This window comes from Paraglaciecola sp. T6c, from assembly GCF_000014225.1.
Lineage (GTDB): Bacteria > Pseudomonadota > Gammaproteobacteria > Enterobacterales > Alteromonadaceae > Paraglaciecola > Paraglaciecola atlantica_A.
Genome location: NC_008228.1, coordinates 4,003,356 through 4,020,539, shown reverse-complemented (window position 1 = coordinate 4,020,539; position 17,184 = coordinate 4,003,356). Strand labels below are relative to the sequence as shown.

The window sequence follows — 17,184 nt, the reverse complement described above, 5'->3', positions numbered from 1 at the left end:
TAGAGCATATTGGGAGCAATAAAAAAGGGCCCTGAGGCCCTTTTAAAATCTAACGTGCAAGCGGTTAAAAAATATTACTTTTTCTTTTTCGCTTTCGGGTTAGGCAAATCTGTAATGCTACCTTCGTACATTTCAGCAGCCAGACCTATAGACTCATTCAAGGTAGGGTGAGCATGGATAGTCAATGCGATGTCTTCAGCATCAGCACCCATTTCGATCGCAAGACCAATTTCGCCAAGCATTTCGCCTGCGTTGGTACCCACAATGGCACCACCGATGATGCGGTGAGTGTCTTTATCGAAAATAAGCTTAGTCATACCGTTGGTAGCAGCAGAAGCGATTGCTCGACCGGAAGCTGCCCAAGGGAAGTTAGCTGTTTCAAAGCTTATACCTTGCTCTTTTGCTTCTTTTTCAGTTAACCCCACCCAAGCCATTTCTGGCTCAGTGTAGGCAACAGAAGGAATGCATTTCGGGTCAAAGTAATGCTTCATACCAGAAATAACTTCAGCCGCTACATGGCCTTCATGTACGGCTTTGTGAGCAAGCATAGGTTGACCTACTAGGTCACCGATAGCAAAAATGCTGCTAACGTTGGTGCGCATTTGCTTATCAACATTGATAAACCCGCGCTCATCAACGGTTACACCAGCTTTGTCAGCGTCAACTAACTTACCGTTAGGACGACGACCCACTGCAACCAATACTTTGTCGTATTTAACCGGTTCTGCCGGTGCTTGTTTGCCTTCAAACGTCACGTACAAACCGTCATCTTTCGCTTCAACCGCAGTCACTTTGGTTTCAAGCATGATGTTGAATTTGTCTTTAACGGTTTTTTGGTAAATTTTAACGATGTCCTTGTCAGCTGCTGGCACCAATTGATCCAAGAACTCAACCACGTCAATTTGTGAACCTAACGCACTGTATACCGTACCCATTTCAAGACCGATGATACCACCGCCTAGAACTAGCATTTTACCAGGGATGTCTTTCATCTCTAGGGCGCCAGTTGAGTCGATTACCCGAGGGTCATCTTGAGGGATAAAAGGCAAGCTAACAGGCTCAGAGCCGGCGGCAATAATAGCGTTGTCAAAAGAAATTGTGGTTGTGCCGTCGTCGCCTTTCACTTCAAGGGTGTTACTGCCTGTGAATTTGCCGTAACCTTGCACGTGTTTCACTTTACGCATTTTAGACATGCCAGCGAGACCACCAGTGAGCTTGTCAACTACACTGTCTTTCCAGTCACGAATTTTGTCTAAATCAAATTTTGGCGCGCCAAAATCGACACCATGAGCCGATAACGCTTTAGCTTCTTCGATTACCTTTGCTACATGAAGCAGAGCTTTTGAAGGGATACACCCTACGTTTAAGCACACACCACCTAGCTTGCTGTTTACGTCAACAATTACTGTTTCGATTCCTAAGTCAGCAGCACGGAAAGCCGCGGAATAACCACCAGGGCCCGCACCAAGCACTACCAACTGAGTTTTAATTTCACTCATTTTGACCTCAATCTATTGATTTTCTTCCAGACTCTAGGAAATTCTACCTAGCCGATGTCTGGTTAGCAAAGAAAAGGCGATAACTTTTTGTACATTATCGCCTAGCTGTTCGTTACAGTAACATTTCGCGCAAGTCACCTAGGACTTTGCCCAAGTGTACAGCGAAGCGTGCGGCAACTGCGCCATCAATGACTCGGTGATCGTAAGACAAAGATAAAGGCAACATTAGCCTTGGTTCGAAGTCTTTACCGTTCCATTTCGGCTTCATTTCACTTTTAGACACACCTAATATGGCGACATCTGGCGCATTTACAATAGGGGTAAACGCGGTTCCGCCAATTCCGCCTAGGCTGGAAATGGTAAAACAACTACCTTGCATGTCAGCCGCCTTCAGTTTGCCGTCTCGCGCCTTGATGCTTATATCCATCAATTCTTTCGATAGCTCGTAAATGCCTTTCTTATCAACATCACGTACCACAGGTACAACTAAACCGTTTGGTGTTTCTACCGCAATACCCACGTGGAAATACTTCTTCTGGATCAAGCTTTCACCTGATTCAGACAAAGAAGAATTAAACACGGGGTACGCTTGAAGGGCATCCGCTACGGCTTTCATCATGAAGACCAATGGCGTTATTTTAAAGCCAAGCTTTTTCTTCTCAGCAACCACATTTTGCTGCTTACGGAATGCTTCTAAGTCTGTGATATCAGCTTCTTCAAACTGAGTGACGTGTGGGATAGTGACCCAGTTGCGATGCAAGTTCGGTCCAGAAATCTTCTGGATACGAGTCAATGGAATTTCTTCTATTTCGCCGAATTTGCTGAAATCAACTTTAGGTGGCGCAAGCACTTGTAAACCGCCACCGCCAGCATTAACCGAAGAACCTGAGGTCATCTTAGGACGAGACAATTCATACTTAACGTAAGATTGAACATCTTCTTTTAACACACGGTTTTTAGGGCCAGTGCCTTTGACTTGGGTTAAATCAACACCAAATTCACGAGCTACACGACGTACCGAAGGTGAGGCATGTACTTTCCCTGCTTTACCGCGCTCACCCGCTGAAGGATGATGAGGCACAGGGGCTGATTTAGGGGCTTGTTGCGCAGGCGCTGATGTTTGTAATGCTTGTGGCTCAGGTGCTTTAGGTGCAGCCTTAGGCGCTGCTTTCACAGCGCTACCAGCGACTTCAAGCAGAAGCACGACTGAACCTTCTGAAACCTTATCACCAACGTTGATTTTAAGCTCTTTAACCACACCCGCTTTAGGTGCGGGGACGTCCATGGTCGCTTTGTCTGTTTCAAGTGTGATTAAACCGGTTTCTTCTTCGATTTCATCACCAACGGCAACTAAGACTTCAATGACATCGACATCAGTGTCGCCACCGATATCCGGTACAGTCACTTCAATCGTTTCAGGTTCGCCAGAGGTTTGTTCTTCTTGTGCTGCAGGGGCACTTTCGGCTTGAGTTTGCTTTTGAGCCGGCGCTGCTTGTGCTTGAGGTGCAGAGTCAGCTTGCGCACTGCCTGCGACTTCAAGCAAAATCACTAGTGAGCCTTCAGATACTTTATCACCAGTACTGAGTTTCACTTCTTTAACAACACCTGCTTTAGGTGAAGGAACGTCCATAGTGGCTTTGTCTGTTTCAAGGGTGACAAGGCCTGTTTCTTCTTCGATGCTATCGCCGGCGGCGACAAGGATTTCAATGACCTCAACATCGGTGTCACCACCGATGTCGGGTACGGTCACTTCAATCACTTGTGCTGCTGAAGAAGCCGCTGGTGCTTCTTCTTTCGCAGGGCTGGCAGCTTCAGTCTTAGCAGGCTCAGGGGCTTGCTCTTGAGACTCTTGAGCTGCGGGTGCGCTGTCACCACTGGACATTTTCATGATCAGTTGGTCTTGGCTGATTTTGTCACCGACCTTGACCGAAATATCACTGATTTTACCAGCGAAAGGGGCAGGGATATCCATGCTCGCTTTATCGCTTTCTACCGTGATAAGGGATGCTTCTGCGTCAACGTCGTCGCCAACAGCAACAAGTACTTCAATGACTTCTACTTCGTCGCCACCCACATCGGGTACCAATACATCTTTTATATCTGACATTTTGATTTAATCCTCAATGGTTATGCGTAAAGCGGGTTAATTTTATTTTGGTCAATGCCATATTCTGCAATCGCATCTACCAATACTTTCTTATCGATGTTACCCGCTGTAACTAATTCACGAAGGGCAGCAATGACCACGAATTTAGCATCTACTTCAAAATGATGACGCAAGTTAGCGCGGCTATCTGAGCGGCCGAAACCGTCTGTGCCTAGCACTTTGTATTGACCTGGAACAAACGCACGTACTTGGTCTACATAAGTTTTGATGTAATCCGTTGCTGCGATAGTAGGGCCATCAAAACCGTCGTTTAACACTGTCGTGATGTAAGGAACGCGTTGCTCTTTTTCAGGATTCAACAAGTTAAAGTGCTCGCAATCCAAGCCGTCACGACCCAACTCATTGAATGAGGTCACGCTGTAGACTTCTGATGCAACAGAGTACTTGTCATGCAAAATCTTAGCGGCTTCACGCACTTGCTCTAAGATGGTGCCAGAGCCAAGCAGTTTCACCTTGGTCTTGTTGCTGGCGTTACCTTGATGCTCAAGTTTATAAATACCTTTGACGATACCTTCGCTAACGTTGTCAGGCATAGCTGGTTGAACGTAGTTTTCATTCATTACGGTCAGGTAATAGAACACGTTCTCTTGCTCTTCAAACATCCGGCGCATACCGTCTTGAACGATAACGGCAATTTCGTAACCATAGGTTGGGTCATAAGACACACAGTTAGGAATTAAGCCAGCTTGAATGTGGCTGTGACCATCTTGGTGCTGTAAACCTTCGCCGTTGAGGGTTGTTCTACCCGCTGTACCGCCGACTAAGAAACCGCGTGTTTGACTGTCACCCGCTGCCCACGCCATGTCACCAACACGTTGGAAACCGAACATTGAGTAGTAAATATAAACAGGGATCATAGGCAAATCGTTGGTCGAATATGACGTACCAGCCGCAACAAACGAGGCCATTGCGCCTAGCTCGTTAATACCTTCTTGCAGTACTTGGCCCTTTTCGTCTTCACGATAGTAAGCCACTTGATCTTTATCTTGAGGGACGTACTTTTGACCGCCATTGGAATAGATACCAACTTGACGGAATAAGCCTTCCATACCAAACGTACGAGCTTCATCAGGAATGATGGGCACGACGCGAGAACCGACTTTTTTGTCTTTCAACATAACGGTGAGTACACGAACGAAGGCCATAGTGGTCGAGATTTCACGATCACCCGATCCTTTAGTAATCGCTTCAAACGCTTTAAGAGGAGGAGCAGGTAAGTCTTCAGTGCTTTTTGCAAGACGTACTGGCATATAACCATGTAGCGACTCACGGCGGGCACGCATGTATTTCATTTCCTCGCTGTCTTCAGCAAATTTGAAATACGGCAAGTTTGCAATATCTTCGTCTGCAACAGGAATATTAAAACGGTCACGGTATTCACGTACCGAATCCACGTCCATTTTCTTCACGTTGTGAGCGATATTTTTACCTTCACCTGCTGAGCCCATGCCGTAACCTTTGACGGTTTTGGCTAGGATAACCTGTGGACGACCTTTGGTTTCAGTTGCGCGCTTGTACGCAGCGTAGACTTTAACCGGATCGTGACCGCCACGGTTCAAGCGCCAAATGTCATCGTCTGACATATTTGACACCATTTCTTTTAGCTCAGGGTATTTGCCAAAGAAGTTCTCACGTGTGTAAGCACCGCCTTTCGCTTTGTAGTTTTGGTATTCACCATCAACCGTTTCGTTCATCACATCAAGCAATTTGCCTGATGAGTCGCGGGCCAATAGTGGATCCCAGTAACGACCCCAAATAACTTTCAATACTTCCCAGCCTGCGCCGCGGAACGTGCCTTCTAGTTCCTGGATAATCTTACCATTACCACGTACCGGGCCATCTAGGCGCTGTAGGTTACAGTTAATGACAAATGTTAGGTTATCTAGGCCTTCGCGTGATGCAAGACCAATAGCCCCCAAGCTTTCTGGCTCATCGACTTCACCGTCACCCATAAAGCACCATACGCGTTGATCTGAACAGTCTTTCAGGCCTCGGCTGGTCAGGTATTTTAAGAAGCGCGCCAAGTAAATCGCCTGCATCGGGCCTAAGCCCATAGATACAGTTGGGAACTGCCAGAAATCAGGCATTAATTTAGGGTGCGGATAAGATGAAACACCTTTGCCGTCTACTTCCTGACGGAAGCCGTCAAGTTGGTCTTCGCTTAGACGCCCTTCAATAAATGCACGTGAGTATATTCCAGGTGACACGTGACCTTGTACGAACAAGTAATCACCGCCATCTTTCTCGTTAGGTGCGCGGAAAAAGTGGTTAAAGCCTACATCGTACAACATGGCAGAAGAGGCAAAACTTGAAATATGGCCGCCTAGCTCTAAGTCTTTCTTAGAGCCGCGAAGCACCATCATCATCGCGTTCCAGCGAATGGCTCTGCGGATGTTGGCTTCAATGGTTTGGTCACCTGGCATGGTAGGCTCTTGGCCTGCAGGGATCGTATTGATATATGCTGTGGTCGCATCATAAGGCAAATACGCACCATTGCGACGGGCTTTTTCTACTAAGCTTTCTAGCAAATAATGCGCACGGTCAATGCCTTCTTCTTCTAATACTGCGTCTAAGGCATCTAACCATTCTTGCGTTTCTTGTGGATCCACATCCGGATGCATCATATCAGCCATGGTGCTCTCCTATATTTAAAGTTGTTTATCAAATTTACTTTTATTTCAGTAGCACTTATGTAGTGCATACCGGTCATAAAAGCGATTCATTGTTTACTTAAAACGACTACTCTTTTACTTCTATTCTTCGCAACGCTCTTTGTATACGCATGTCTTGACGATTAATATCTAACAAGGTTTTTTCTATGTATCCAAGGTGTTCGTTACTTGCCTCGCGAGCCAATTCAGGGTCACGGTTAATAATGGCTTGTACAATATTTTTACGTTGAGAATTAATCATCAGCTGAGCGTCAGGGTAGGCAGATAAAAAAACTAAATTTCGATAAATATTATCTTTTAAAAGGGCTTCGAAGCTGCGCATAACATGTAATAACACCACGTTATGGGCTGCAATAGCCATTGTTAGATAAAATTCAACCAATGCTTCGGCTTCTTTATTGTGATCACTTTGCTGCGTTGCACTGGGTAAGTTTAACAGTGCATTTTGCAAGGCGTCGTAATCACTCTGTTGTCCCCGTAACGCAGCGTAATAAGCTGCCATTCCTTCGAGCGCGTGACGAAATTCTAATAAATCAAATTGCGTTTCAGGCCGCGTGGTTAACAAGGCCATTAACGGGTCGGTGAGCAACGTGTTCATCCGACGTTTTACAAATGTTCCGCCGCCTTGCTTGCGTTCAACTAGTCCTTTGGCTTCCAATTTTTGTATTGCTTCACGAACGGAAGGACGAGACACCGCAAACTTTAATGCCAGCTCACGTTCAGACGGCATTTTTTGTCCAGAAAGAAAAGTGCCGTCAATTAACATGGATTCAATTCGCTCCATTATTTCATCGGACAATTTTTTTGTACGAACATGCTGCATGTCGTGTAACCACTCCTGTCTTTTAAAATCGCACGCTCGGGACGTAAAACATGCAAATTGGACAATTGGTAAGACCAATTGACCCAATAGCTTAGAGCAGTATCGCCATTGGGTAAATGTCTATTTGCTTAAAAGGAGCTGAATAAAGTAAAAAAAAGTGAACAGATAACCCAAATTGCGGGAGATTAAGGGGATTCACCCCGGCTGGTCTGATGTGTCAACTAAGCCAACCACCAAGGGTTAATCCAGCGATAACGGCCATTAAGAATAGAATATTTCGTTTTGCTAGCTTGACGAGAGTACAAGGCTCTTCAGTGCAATTGCGTTCATTTGGCTCGATATCTTCTGCCGCTCTTGACACATCCACCAGTAATTTCTTAGCGGAAATGCTCGGCGTGAGAAAGTGTCCCAGCCAAATAGGCAGCGCACGAGAGAAATGCCCAACCAACAAAAAGCCTAAAGAGGTAATGCGTACAGGCAACCAATCAAGAACATGCATGAGTTGATTGGCGGTTTTATTCTCAAAGGCCATTTGAGATTGAACCGCCCGCGCCAATACGTAAAAAACAGCGCCTGGTGCACCAAGCAGTACAAAGAATAAAATGACTGCGGCATAGTGTCGATAATTTTGCCAGACTAAATTTTGCCCGAATGTGGCCGAGATCTGTTCGCGGTCACAGATTTGGTCTTCGTATAAGCTACACGCTTCCATGTCACCGCGATTAGCGGCCTGTAAATAGCATTTGTAGGTTGCACGAACGCTAGGGCAGCCCATGCACACCATGAGTATGGTCGTGCTGATGATAAACGCGATAATCTGACCAACGGCAAAGCTCAAAAAACAAAAAATAATCACAGGGGGAATGACAATCGCTACGAGTAAAAATAGCAATGAAGTGTCACTCGATAACCCATCGCGCTTTTGCCACGCAGCTAAGTATTTAGTGCTATAAAAGTCGGCCTGCCAGTATCTGGATTTAGTCGTCACGCGCTCCACAAAAAGCACTAGTAATAAACTGATCAAGGTCATGTCTTATTCCTCACTTTTATTATTATTATCATTATTTTTATCATTATTTTTATATTTTGTTAAAGACACAAACCTTGTCTTAGGCGTTGCCAGTTAAATGACCTTCCTGGGTCCGTTTTTCGGCCAGGGGCAATATCATTATGCCCTACTATTCGCCCAAGTGTGATTTTTGGGTAAGCCAGCATGATAGCCTTGGCGAGTTGCTCTAATGCGTCATACTGCTTTGTCGTATAGTCGCTGTCATCAGTTCCCTCAAGCTCAATGCCGATGGAATAGTCGTTACAACGCTCACGTCCTTGAAAACTGGACACCCCAGCGTGCCAAGCTCGTTCATCAAAGGGCACAAACTGAATGACTTCACCGTTACGCTTAATCACGCAATGGGCTGACACACGCATTTGGTGGATCTCTTCAAAGAAAGGGTGTGCAGCTGGGTCGAGCTTGCCGACAAAAAAGTCTTCAATGTAGCTATTATCGAACTGATTTGGCGGCAGCGATATATTATGGATAACCAAAACGGAAATATCTTGTGGGTCTGGGCGTTCATCTTTGTGAGTCGTTGTGATGTGCCGCGCTTGCACAACGCTATGCTGATTGATGGTTAATCGAGTGAAAATATCAGATGGTGATAATGAGGACAACACAGCAACCCTGTTAAATCTCAGTGAGGTTGGTATTATTTAACGTCACAAGATAAAAGTCGAATCGAATATGCCAAAAGATGGGCCATTGCAGGCCGCACAGACTGACCAAAGCCCAATGGGTAAATGGATGCTGATATTGGCTTGGGCCGCAGGGTTGGGCCTTTTGACCTTATTGTTTCATAAACAACTTGCTCAGCAACTTAATCCTAATACGACGCCACAAAGCCAAACCCGAGGTGAGCGTATCGAGGTACAACTGCAGCAAAATCGATACGGGCATTACGTCACTAGTGGTTTAATCAATGCTCAGCCGGTTGTATTTATGTTGGACACCGGCGCGACTAATGTGTCAATCCCCAGCGCGCTCGGTCCGTCGCTTGGGCTAACGCCCGGTCGTCAAGCTTGGGTGCAAACAGCCAATGGGCGTTTACGCGTCTCACAAACCAGTATTGATGAACTGCAAATTGGCGGTATTGTTTTACGCAATGTCACGGCGCATTTGAATCCCGGTATGATGGGCAATGAGATATTGCTTGGGATGAGCGCCTTGAAACAAGTAGAATTCGCGCAAAGAGGCGACCAGCTAATACTGCGAAGCGATTAACGCTTTGCTCATCGTTAAATTTTCCTATTCATAAATAAAGAGTCAACATGTTACAACACGCAATTCAAGAGGCCGTTAAAGCCGCATTACTCGAAGATTTAGGCGGCCCAGACTGCACCATGGGCGACATTACTGCCAACCTCATCCCTGAACCCCAGCAAATCGTGGTGAACATTATCACCCGTGAAGATTGTGTGCTTGCGGGTAAGGAATGGGTGAATGCGACATTCATGCAGTTGGACGACAATATCGACATCAATTGGCATGTAGAGGATGCGCAGCACGTTAAAGCAGATACCGTATTGTGTCAGATTAGCGGTAACGCCCGGGTGATTTTGACCGGTGAGCGAACAGCGTTAAACTTCTTACAAACATTGTCTGGTACTGCCACCGTTGTAGCTGATTATGTACAAGCTTTAGGGGACAGTAACACTAAGCTGCTGGATACCCGCAAAACCCTTCCAGGCATGCGCCTAGCGCAAAAATATGCCGTGACCTGTGGCGGTGGCAAAAACCATCGTATCGGTTTGTTTGATGCATATTTGATTAAAGAGAACCACATTTTGGCCTGTGGCTCTATCGCTAATGCGATAGGAAAAGCGCGTGAAATGCACCCTGATATTCCTGTTGAGGTGGAAGTAGAAAACTTAGAAGAACTCAAACAGGCATTAGATGCGAAAGCGGATATTATTATGCTGGATAATTTCTCATTACAGGACACGCGTCAAGCCGTCGCATTGACCCAAGGTGCGAGTAAATTGGAAGTGTCCGGTAATATCACCAAAGAGCGTATTACTGAACTTGCACAAGTGGGAGTGGATTACATTTCAAGTGGTGCACTCACCAAACATGTGCAAGCCATTGATTTATCATTGCGCGTAGTCGGTTAATTTTTGATACCGCCTTATTTTTCAATAGGATCTGGTTGGTAATGAGTTAAGTTACTAATTTCATAAACCTAGGTATAGCCCTGCATACTTGTCAGTTGGTCGGGGCGTTCTATACTGAACTGGAATTAACAACACGCCTTGTTACAAAATCGTGACTAGGGCCCAACTTACAAAACATGCACCGAGCAAGTGCAGGAGAGCTCCATGAACACAACTGACATCAATACAGTCGCGACAAAAAAACAAAGCGGTTTTACCTTAATCGAATTAATGATCGTGGTGGCCATCATCGGCATCTTAGCCATGATAGCTCTACCTGCCTATCAAACTTACACGGCAAAAGCCGGCTTCAGTGAAGTGGTGTCAGCCGCTGGCCCAGCGAAAACGGCTGTTGAAATCTGTGTGCAAACCGGTATTCCGGCAAACTGTGATGATCTTGCCGATCAAGCTGGCTGGGCGTCAGGTGATCTAGTGAACACCGTGGTGATCTCAGGAACAGAAGCAGCTGGATACGTCGTAACTGTCACTCCTAACGCTGATGTGCAGTCTGGTGTTACCGCCGCTGAAACTTATGTGTTAACCGGCACTGTTGCTGATGGCTCGGTCAACTGGGCTACTTCAGGTGGTTGTATTGCTGCTAACTTATGTTAATTAGCTAACAAAACGAATTTCTGCCCAGCCTCTTGCTGGGCTTTTTCATTTAAGAGAGCGCCCTATGCCAAAAGCCACCACTACCTTTGTATGGAGCGGAGCCAACCGTAAAGGTCAAACTGTGAAAGGGGAGATCAGTGCGTTATCGGTATTAGAAGCAAAAAACCTGTTACGTCGCCAAGGCGTATCGGCTAAGAAAGTCAAAAAGCTCTCAAAGCCTTTCTTCGGTGCTCAGAAAATCAAACCCGTGGACATCAGTATTATCTCTCGGCAAATCGCGACGATGTTAAGCGCTGGGGTCACCTTAATTCAAACCATAGATATGATAGCGGGTGGGCATAACAACCCGAATATGCGCAAAATGCTGGGGGAAATAGGCGGCGAAGTAAAAGCGGGTAATCCTTTTTCAAGTGCGCTGCGCAAACATCCAGAGCAATTTGATGATTTGTATTGCGATTTAGTGTCGACCGGAGAGCAATCGGGTGCCCTTGAAACCATTTACGACAGGATCGCCACGTACAAAGAAAAGGCTGAAGCGTTAAAATCAAAAATTAAAAAAGCCATGTTTTATCCGGTGGCCGTTATTGTAGTGGCCTTTATTGTCACCACCATATTGCTCATATTCGTGGTACCGCAATTTGAAGAAATTTTCAGTAGCTTTGGTGCTGAGTTGCCGGCATTTACTCAGTTTGTGTTGGCTATTTCCCGCTTTTTGCAAGACTACGGTCTGTTCGTGGGGGCGGGCTTAGTGGTAGCGAGTATTGTATTCAGTAAGACTTATAAAAAATCAAAACGATTACGAGACAGTCTAGATGGCAAAATGCTTAAAATCCCTGTGATTGGAGAAATATTAAAAAAAGCCGCGGTGGCGCGCTTTAGTCGCACCTTAGCCACGACTTTTGCTGCGGGCGTTCCGTTAATCGGTGCCCTTGATTCTGCCGCAGGAGCGTCGGGTAATGCGGTGTTTCGGGATGCTATTTTATTCGTTAAAAAAGAAGTCGCTGGCGGTACGCAAATGAACACGGCCATGCGCGCCACGGCTGTATTTCCTGATATGGTGACACAAATGGTTGCTATTGGTGAAGAGGCCGGCGCAGTAGATGATATGCTGAGTAAAATCGCGACGATATACGAAGCAGAAGTCGACGATATGGTGGATGGTCTAACCAGCTTACTAGAGCCTATGATAATGGCCGTGCTTGGGGTGGTGATTGGTGGTTTGATTGTTGCCATGTATTTACCGATATTCGAAATGGGTAATGTTGTTTAAGGAGTAAAAAGGCTGCAACAGCCGTACAATCTATCCTGAGGCCTAGTTTCGCCTTGCCTTTTCTGGCAAGCTAGCGACCATTAATCGCCTTTAAAAGCTCTGTACAATGGATGCAATTTTTCAGCTGATGGCTGACTCTCTCATTTTTTTCCTCGGTTTCGTTTTTATCATTAGCTTGATGATAGGTAGCTTCTTGAATGTGGTTATTTATCGCTTACCCATTATGATGGAGCGCAGCTGGAAAGCGGATTTTCACGCGCACTTTGATACTGACACAGCGCTCGAAAATACGCCTAGCAAGGCACCTACTGAGCCTGCAAATTTTAACCTTGTGAAACCTGATTCGACCTGTCCAAACTGCCAGCATAAAATTCGGGCGTGGGAAAATATCCCGGTGCTAAGCTGGTTGTTGCTTAGAGGGAAATGCAGCCAATGTCAAAACGCTATTTCAGTTCGTTACCCTCTTGTTGAGCTAGGCACTGCATTTTGCTCCGTGTGGATAGCCTGGCATTTTGGTTATTCTTGGTCAGCGCTTGCAGCCGTGGTGCTGACTTGGGTTTTGGTTGCGCTGATTTTTATCGATATTGATACCATGTTGTTGCCTGACCAGCTCACGCTACCGTTACTGTGGATGGGATTACTGTTCAGTATTATTAACCCTGACGTAACACCCACAGATTCGATCATAGGGGCGACCACAGGCTATTTAAGTCTTTGGTCTGTGTATTGGGCATTCAAGTTACTCACAGGTAAGGAAGGCATGGGGTATGGAGACTTCAAACTACTGGCTGCGCTTGGTGCTTGGTTGGGATGGCAGTATTTGCCTATCGTTATCCTCATGTCTTCATTGGTTGGCGCTGTTATTGGAATTAGCATATTGACAATTCAGGGCAAGGACAAAGGTCAAGCGATTCCCTTTGGACCGTATTTGGCCATTGCTGGTTGGCTAACCTTGTTATACGGAGATTGGATTTCTGACTATTACTGGCAGTGGGTTGGCATACGATGAGCAACATCATGATAAAAAGATACGAGAAAGCGCTATGAGTAACTATGTTGTTGGGATCAGCGGGGGAATTGGCAGCGGTAAAACGACTGTTACCAACGAGTTCGCCAAGTTAGACGTTGATATTATTGATGCGGATGTGATTGCCAGAGATGTGGTAGCCCCGGGAACCGAAGGTTTGCGCGCCATTATTACTAAATTTGGTACAGGGATTTTAGATCAAGGGCAATGCCTTAATCGGCGCGCACTACGGGAGATAATTTTCAGTGATGAGCAGGCTAAAGCGTGGCTCAATGCGTTACTACACCCCCTAATAAGACAAGAAACCTTGCGTCAAACAATCGAAGCGACGTCAGCCTACTGTATGTTAAGCGTCCCGCTACTGGTTGAAAACGGTAGTTACAAAACTGTCGATAGGGTTCTGATCGTCGATGTGCCCGAGGAAATGCAATTGCAGCGAAGCATGGCGCGGGATAAAGCAGATGAGACGTTGATCAAGTCGATTATGGCGTCTCAGGCGACTAGGCAACAACGGCTTGAGGTTGCTGATGACGTGATAGATAATAGTGGCAACGAAATCGCGCTGGTAAAACAGGTTGCTAATCTTCATCATAGCTACCTTAAGTACGCTGGCGCTATCGACCAGTCTTGATTTAAGCTGATTATCGACGTTGTATAGCTGTGTCGATGCATTAAATCGAATGATAAACAAATTGGACTTTTTGCTGTCCAACTGTTTACGCTTTTTTTCATACCTACATTCACATAACTTTGAGAGAGTAATGCCCCAAGCCATTTACGAATTTCCGCTCAATGAAAAGGTCAGAACTTATCTGCGCCTAGAGCAACTTTTTCAACAATTAAATCAAGTGAAAGAAGCCACCAAGAGTTGGCAATATATTCAGTTTCTATCTTCATTATTCACTTTGTTAGATTTACTTGAGCGTTTGGATCTTCGCACAGACGTGCTAAAAGATATTGAAGTACAAGAAAAAAACCTTGTTCTATGGTCACAGCACCCCAACATTGATAACGACGCTTTACAGTCTGCTTTGCAGCAGATATTGCGTTTGCGTGAAGAGCTTAAAAGTGCCAAAAAATTCGGTTCAGATTTAAAAGAAGACCGCTTTCTTGCAGCGATACGCCAACGTTTTTCCATACCTGGAGGCACCTGCAGTTTCGATTTGCCAAGCCTACATTATTGGCTGCAACAGCCTTTTGAGCGAATTCAAGGAGATATCAAAGGATGGATGTCTGACATCGATCTAATCGATCGCGGCTTACAAGTCATTCTGGCATTTTTGCGCGAACGAGGCCGATTTGTACCAATAGAAGCGGCGAAAGGTTTTTACCAAGGCATTGCGGATGATAAAAATGAGCTTATCCGGGTTATCAGTGCAACTGATCAAGGTTACTACCCCATGTTAAGCGGCAATAAATATCGCTATGCGATCCGGTTTATGTTGTTCACACCGAATATGCAGGGCTCAACAACAGTGGACGAACACGTAACGTGCAAGTTGGCCTGTTGTTGACCAGCAACGATTTACGATTTGAGAGAGGAGCCGGTCATGAAGGTGAATTGTCCGTCATGTAAGACATCGGTCGAGTGGCATGAAAGTAGTCCATTTCGACCCTTTTGCAGTAAGAAGTGTCAGCTAATTGATTTAGGTGAATGGGCAGACGAACAAAAAGCGATACCCTGCGGCCCGTCAAAAGACGCAGAAACGTCACAATTACCTGATATAGAAGAGATTGAGGCGATGCTGAGTCAGCAAGGAGACGACTTTTTCAAAGCGTGAGTTTCAACGCAGGAGCATTTAGTCAGAGCCTCTTTCTTTAATCGATTAATTAGATTTAGCTGATAGATTTTAATTGTTTTTTATGTTCTTGGTGGTGGGCTATAGTAGCTACATCAAATTGATTAACTCAATAACTAACTGGAGATATTATGTCTAATCCAAATTTTGCAGATAAAACAGGCCAACGTGTTCCTAATGTGACTTTCCCTGTACGTGTGAACGACGAATGGGAAAAACGTACTACAGATGAAATATTCTCAGGAAAAACAGTCGTTGTGTTCTCTTTACCTGGTGCATTTACGCCGACTTGTTCATCTACTCACTTACCGCGTTACAACGAACTGGCGAAAGTGTTTAAAGCCAACGGTGTAGATGAAATAGTATGTGTTTCTGTAAACGATACATTCGTGATGAACGCATGGGCGCAAGACCAAGAAGCGCAAAACATCAGCCTATTACCAGATGGTAACTGTGAATTTACTGACGGTATGGGCTTGCTTGTTGATAAAGCAGACCTTGGGTTTGGCAAACGCAGCTGGCGTTACTCTATGCTGGTGAAAGACGGTGTGGTAGACAAGATGTTCATCGAACCGGATTTACCAGGCGACCCGTTTGAAGTATCTGATGCTGATACCATGCTTGAGTATATTGCTCCAAATGCGGCTAAACCCGCTCCTGCAGCAATTTTCACTAAACCTGGTTGTCCTTTCTGTACCAAAGCAAAAGCTTTGTTAACAGAAAAAGGTTACGAGTTTGAAGAACTTGTGATGGGCAAAGAAATTACGTTCACTGGTATGAAAGCTATTTCAGGTAACGATACTTGGCCGCAGGTGTTCATCAATGGTCAGCACATCGGTGGTAGCGATGAATTGGCAGAATTTTTTAATAAATAAACTCATCGCAATATAAATACTGTAAGGGCTAACCATGTTAGCCCTTTTTTATGGGCGAGAAAAATGTCACCCGTGGTAATCGATGGCACTGCCAGCTATGATAAGGTCAAAATTTATTAGACAGACACCTATTTTATGTCATTTAAGCGATTGGTATTTAGACCATTATTAACTCTCACTCTTATATTACTAACTGCATCGCAAGCTAACGCAACCGTCACCGCTGGTTTAGCCAAGTTTGATCAGCTTTATCAAAACCAACTAGGCCAGATAATATCTTGTTCAAGTCAGCCATCGCATCGTCATAAGGTGTGCTCTTCGCTGCTAAAAAATGAAGGTAACGCCCCGTTTGTTTTGCATCATGGTGACAAAACCCAAAAGGTGTTTGTGCTTTTTCACGGACTCAGTGATTCACCTTTTTTCTTAACGACGATTGCCCAGTCGCTATACGATCAGGGCTACAACGTGTTGGTTGCTCTACTGCCTGGTCATGGTAAAAAAGAGGCTGATGCAGACATGCAAGATCCTGAATTGGCGGCGCGTTGGCATGATAATGTACAAAATATGATTGGCTTAGCACCGGAGTTTGGCACTGATTTATATATCGGCGGATTCTCTACTGGTGGTGCGCTGGCTGCGCAATATGTGCTGGAAAACCCAAATGAAGCAACAGGATTACTGCTGTTTTCTGGGGCGTTAGCGCTAGATCCAAGTGTTGAGACCATGGCCAATATTTGGGGCATAAAGTGGTTGGCCAAAACGCTAGATGGTGATTATCAAAGCGTTGGGCCGAATCCTTTTAAATACCCTAGTGTGGCGCGTTATTCGGCGTTTCAGTTAACGGACGTTATATTCTCAGTTCGCGACTTGTTAGAACAACAAAAGCCGCTGGATATTGCTCTTTTTGCGGCGCACTCCGAGGCGGATAACACCACGCCCATCTCCGGCGTGAAAGACCTGATAGCATACAATAAAGGTGAGAGCATTTTATTTTCCATTGAGAATGATTTGGATGTTTGTCACGCGGATTTGGTGGTAAATAACGAGCAAATCCAGCAAATGGACTTTGATGAAAGCCAAGTGACTGAAATTCTGCCGTGCAGTGTGCCAAAAGCAAATCCGAAACACCAAAAAATGCTTGGAGCTCTTCAAGCGTTCATAAGCAAACAATAGCGCAGTGGAGGCCTTATGGATAATGAGGCCTGAAAGCCGCTAGCAAAATAAATTGATAGC

At 45.3% G+C, this 17,184-nt stretch carries 16 protein-coding genes; 10 read left to right on the top strand and 6 right to left on the bottom strand.

The window, feature by feature from the left end; all coding sequences use genetic code 11:
- Positions 1-74: 74 nt before the first annotated feature.
- The 6 genes from lpdA to ampD all read right to left on the bottom strand — a co-directional run bounded on the left by lpdA (position 75) and on the right by ampD (position 8,835).
- Entirely contained in the window at positions 75-1,499 is a 1,425-nt protein-coding gene (lpdA, locus tag PATL_RS17180; protein ID WP_011576088.1) for a dihydrolipoyl dehydrogenase, read from the bottom strand.
- A gap of 112 nt (positions 1,500-1,611) precedes the next feature.
- Entirely contained in the window at positions 1,612-3,606 is a 1,995-nt protein-coding gene (gene aceF / locus PATL_RS17175) for a dihydrolipoyllysine-residue acetyltransferase (protein ID WP_011576087.1), read from the bottom strand.
- Between the two features lie 20 nt (positions 3,607-3,626).
- On the bottom strand, positions 3,627-6,299 hold the full coding sequence (aceE, locus tag PATL_RS17170; protein ID WP_011576086.1) for a pyruvate dehydrogenase (acetyl-transferring), homodimeric type: 2,673 nt from the start codon (positions 6,297-6,299) through the stop codon (positions 3,627-3,629).
- Between the two features lie 106 nt (positions 6,300-6,405).
- Entirely contained in the window at positions 6,406-7,161 is a 756-nt protein-coding gene (locus PATL_RS17165) for a GntR family transcriptional regulator (protein ID WP_011576085.1), read from the bottom strand.
- A gap of 217 nt (positions 7,162-7,378) precedes the next feature.
- Positions 7,379-8,191, bottom strand: a complete 813-nt coding sequence (ampE, locus tag PATL_RS17160) for a beta-lactamase regulator AmpE (protein WP_011576084.1) — start codon at positions 8,189-8,191, stop codon at positions 7,379-7,381.
- Between the two features lie 59 nt (positions 8,192-8,250).
- Positions 8,251-8,835 carry a 1,6-anhydro-N-acetylmuramyl-L-alanine amidase AmpD gene (gene ampD / locus PATL_RS17155; RefSeq protein WP_011576083.1) on the bottom strand — a complete coding sequence of 195 codons (585 nt, stop codon included), beginning with the start codon at positions 8,833-8,835 and terminating at the stop codon, positions 8,251-8,253.
- 67 nt (positions 8,836-8,902) lie between these two features.
- Here ampD and PATL_RS17150 point away from each other — a divergent pair, with 67 nt between their 5' ends.
- The 10 genes from PATL_RS17150 to PATL_RS17105 all read left to right on the top strand — a co-directional run bounded on the left by PATL_RS17150 (position 8,903) and on the right by PATL_RS17105 (position 17,124).
- Positions 8,903-9,439 carry a retropepsin-like aspartic protease family protein gene (locus PATL_RS17150; protein ID WP_232283244.1) on the top strand — a complete coding sequence of 179 codons (537 nt, stop codon included), beginning with the start codon at positions 8,903-8,905 and terminating at the stop codon, positions 9,437-9,439.
- A 47-nt stretch (positions 9,440-9,486) separates the two neighbouring features.
- Positions 9,487-10,329, top strand: coding sequence for a carboxylating nicotinate-nucleotide diphosphorylase (gene nadC, locus PATL_RS17145; protein WP_011576081.1), 843 nt, complete (start codon positions 9,487-9,489; stop codon positions 10,327-10,329).
- 204 nt (positions 10,330-10,533) lie between these two features.
- Complete coding sequence (locus PATL_RS17140) at positions 10,534-10,980, top strand: pilin (RefSeq protein ID WP_011576080.1); 447 nt, start codon at positions 10,534-10,536, stop codon at positions 10,978-10,980.
- 64 nt (positions 10,981-11,044) lie between these two features.
- Positions 11,045-12,250 carry a type II secretion system F family protein gene (locus PATL_RS17135; RefSeq protein ID WP_011576079.1) on the top strand — a complete coding sequence of 402 codons (1,206 nt, stop codon included), beginning with the start codon at positions 11,045-11,047 and terminating at the stop codon, positions 12,248-12,250.
- 106 nt (positions 12,251-12,356) lie between these two features.
- Positions 12,357-13,259 carry a prepilin peptidase gene (locus PATL_RS17130; RefSeq protein WP_011576078.1) on the top strand — a complete coding sequence of 301 codons (903 nt, stop codon included), beginning with the start codon at positions 12,357-12,359 and terminating at the stop codon, positions 13,257-13,259.
- A gap of 34 nt (positions 13,260-13,293) precedes the next feature.
- Positions 13,294-13,908 carry a dephospho-CoA kinase gene (gene coaE / locus PATL_RS17125; RefSeq protein ID WP_011576077.1) on the top strand — a complete coding sequence of 205 codons (615 nt, stop codon included), beginning with the start codon at positions 13,294-13,296 and terminating at the stop codon, positions 13,906-13,908.
- Positions 13,909-14,038: 130 nt separating this feature from the next.
- Positions 14,039-14,791: a cell division protein ZapD gene (gene zapD, locus PATL_RS17120; RefSeq protein WP_041714012.1), complete on the top strand. Its 753-nt coding sequence runs from the start codon at positions 14,039-14,041 to the stop codon at positions 14,789-14,791.
- 36 nt (positions 14,792-14,827) lie between these two features.
- A complete protein-coding gene (yacG, locus tag PATL_RS17115; RefSeq protein WP_011576075.1) occupies positions 14,828-15,058 on the top strand; it encodes a DNA gyrase inhibitor YacG in 231 nt (76 codons plus the stop codon).
- 149 nt (positions 15,059-15,207) lie between these two features.
- The gene (locus PATL_RS17110) at positions 15,208-15,951 is read left to right on the top strand and encodes a glutathione peroxidase (RefSeq protein ID WP_011576074.1); all 744 of its coding nucleotides are present in this window, start codon (positions 15,208-15,210) and stop codon (positions 15,949-15,951) included.
- Positions 15,952-16,086: 135 nt separating this feature from the next.
- Entirely contained in the window at positions 16,087-17,124 is a 1,038-nt protein-coding gene (locus PATL_RS17105) for an alpha/beta hydrolase (RefSeq protein WP_011576073.1), read from the top strand.
- The last annotated feature ends 60 nt before the right edge of the window (positions 17,125-17,184 follow it).

What these genes read in the sequence shown, in the direction of transcription:
- lpdA (WP_011576088.1), bottom strand. Translation starts at nt 1,499, where the DNA reads ATGAGTGAAATTAAAACTCAGTTGGTAGTGCTTGGTGCGGGCCCTGGT.
- aceF (WP_011576087.1), bottom strand. Translation starts at nt 3,606, where the DNA reads ATGTCAGATATAAAAGATGTATTGGTACCCGATGTGGGTGGCGACGAA.
- aceE (WP_011576086.1), bottom strand. Translation starts at nt 6,299, where the DNA reads ATGGCTGATATGATGCATCCGGATGTGGATCCACAAGAAACGCAAGAA.
- PATL_RS17165 (WP_011576085.1), bottom strand. Translation starts at nt 7,161, where the DNA reads ATGCAGCATGTTCGTACAAAAAAATTGTCCGATGAAATAATGGAGCGA.
- ampE (WP_011576084.1), bottom strand. Translation starts at nt 8,191, where the DNA reads ATGACCTTGATCAGTTTATTACTAGTGCTTTTTGTGGAGCGCGTGACG.
- PATL_RS17150 (WP_232283244.1), top strand. Translation starts at nt 8,903, where the DNA reads ATGCCAAAAGATGGGCCATTGCAGGCCGCACAGACTGACCAAAGCCCA.
- nadC (WP_011576081.1), top strand. Translation starts at nt 9,487, where the DNA reads ATGTTACAACACGCAATTCAAGAGGCCGTTAAAGCCGCATTACTCGAA.
- PATL_RS17140 (WP_011576080.1), top strand. Translation starts at nt 10,534, where the DNA reads ATGAACACAACTGACATCAATACAGTCGCGACAAAAAAACAAAGCGGT.
- PATL_RS17135 (WP_011576079.1), top strand. Translation starts at nt 11,045, where the DNA reads ATGCCAAAAGCCACCACTACCTTTGTATGGAGCGGAGCCAACCGTAAA.
- PATL_RS17130 (WP_011576078.1), top strand. Translation starts at nt 12,357, where the DNA reads ATGGATGCAATTTTTCAGCTGATGGCTGACTCTCTCATTTTTTTCCTC.
- coaE (WP_011576077.1), top strand. Translation starts at nt 13,294, where the DNA reads ATGAGTAACTATGTTGTTGGGATCAGCGGGGGAATTGGCAGCGGTAAA.
- zapD (WP_041714012.1), top strand. Translation starts at nt 14,039, where the DNA reads ATGCCCCAAGCCATTTACGAATTTCCGCTCAATGAAAAGGTCAGAACT.
- yacG (WP_011576075.1), top strand. Translation starts at nt 14,828, where the DNA reads ATGAAGGTGAATTGTCCGTCATGTAAGACATCGGTCGAGTGGCATGAA.
- PATL_RS17110 (WP_011576074.1), top strand. Translation starts at nt 15,208, where the DNA reads ATGTCTAATCCAAATTTTGCAGATAAAACAGGCCAACGTGTTCCTAAT.
- PATL_RS17105 (WP_011576073.1), top strand. Translation starts at nt 16,087, where the DNA reads ATGTCATTTAAGCGATTGGTATTTAGACCATTATTAACTCTCACTCTT.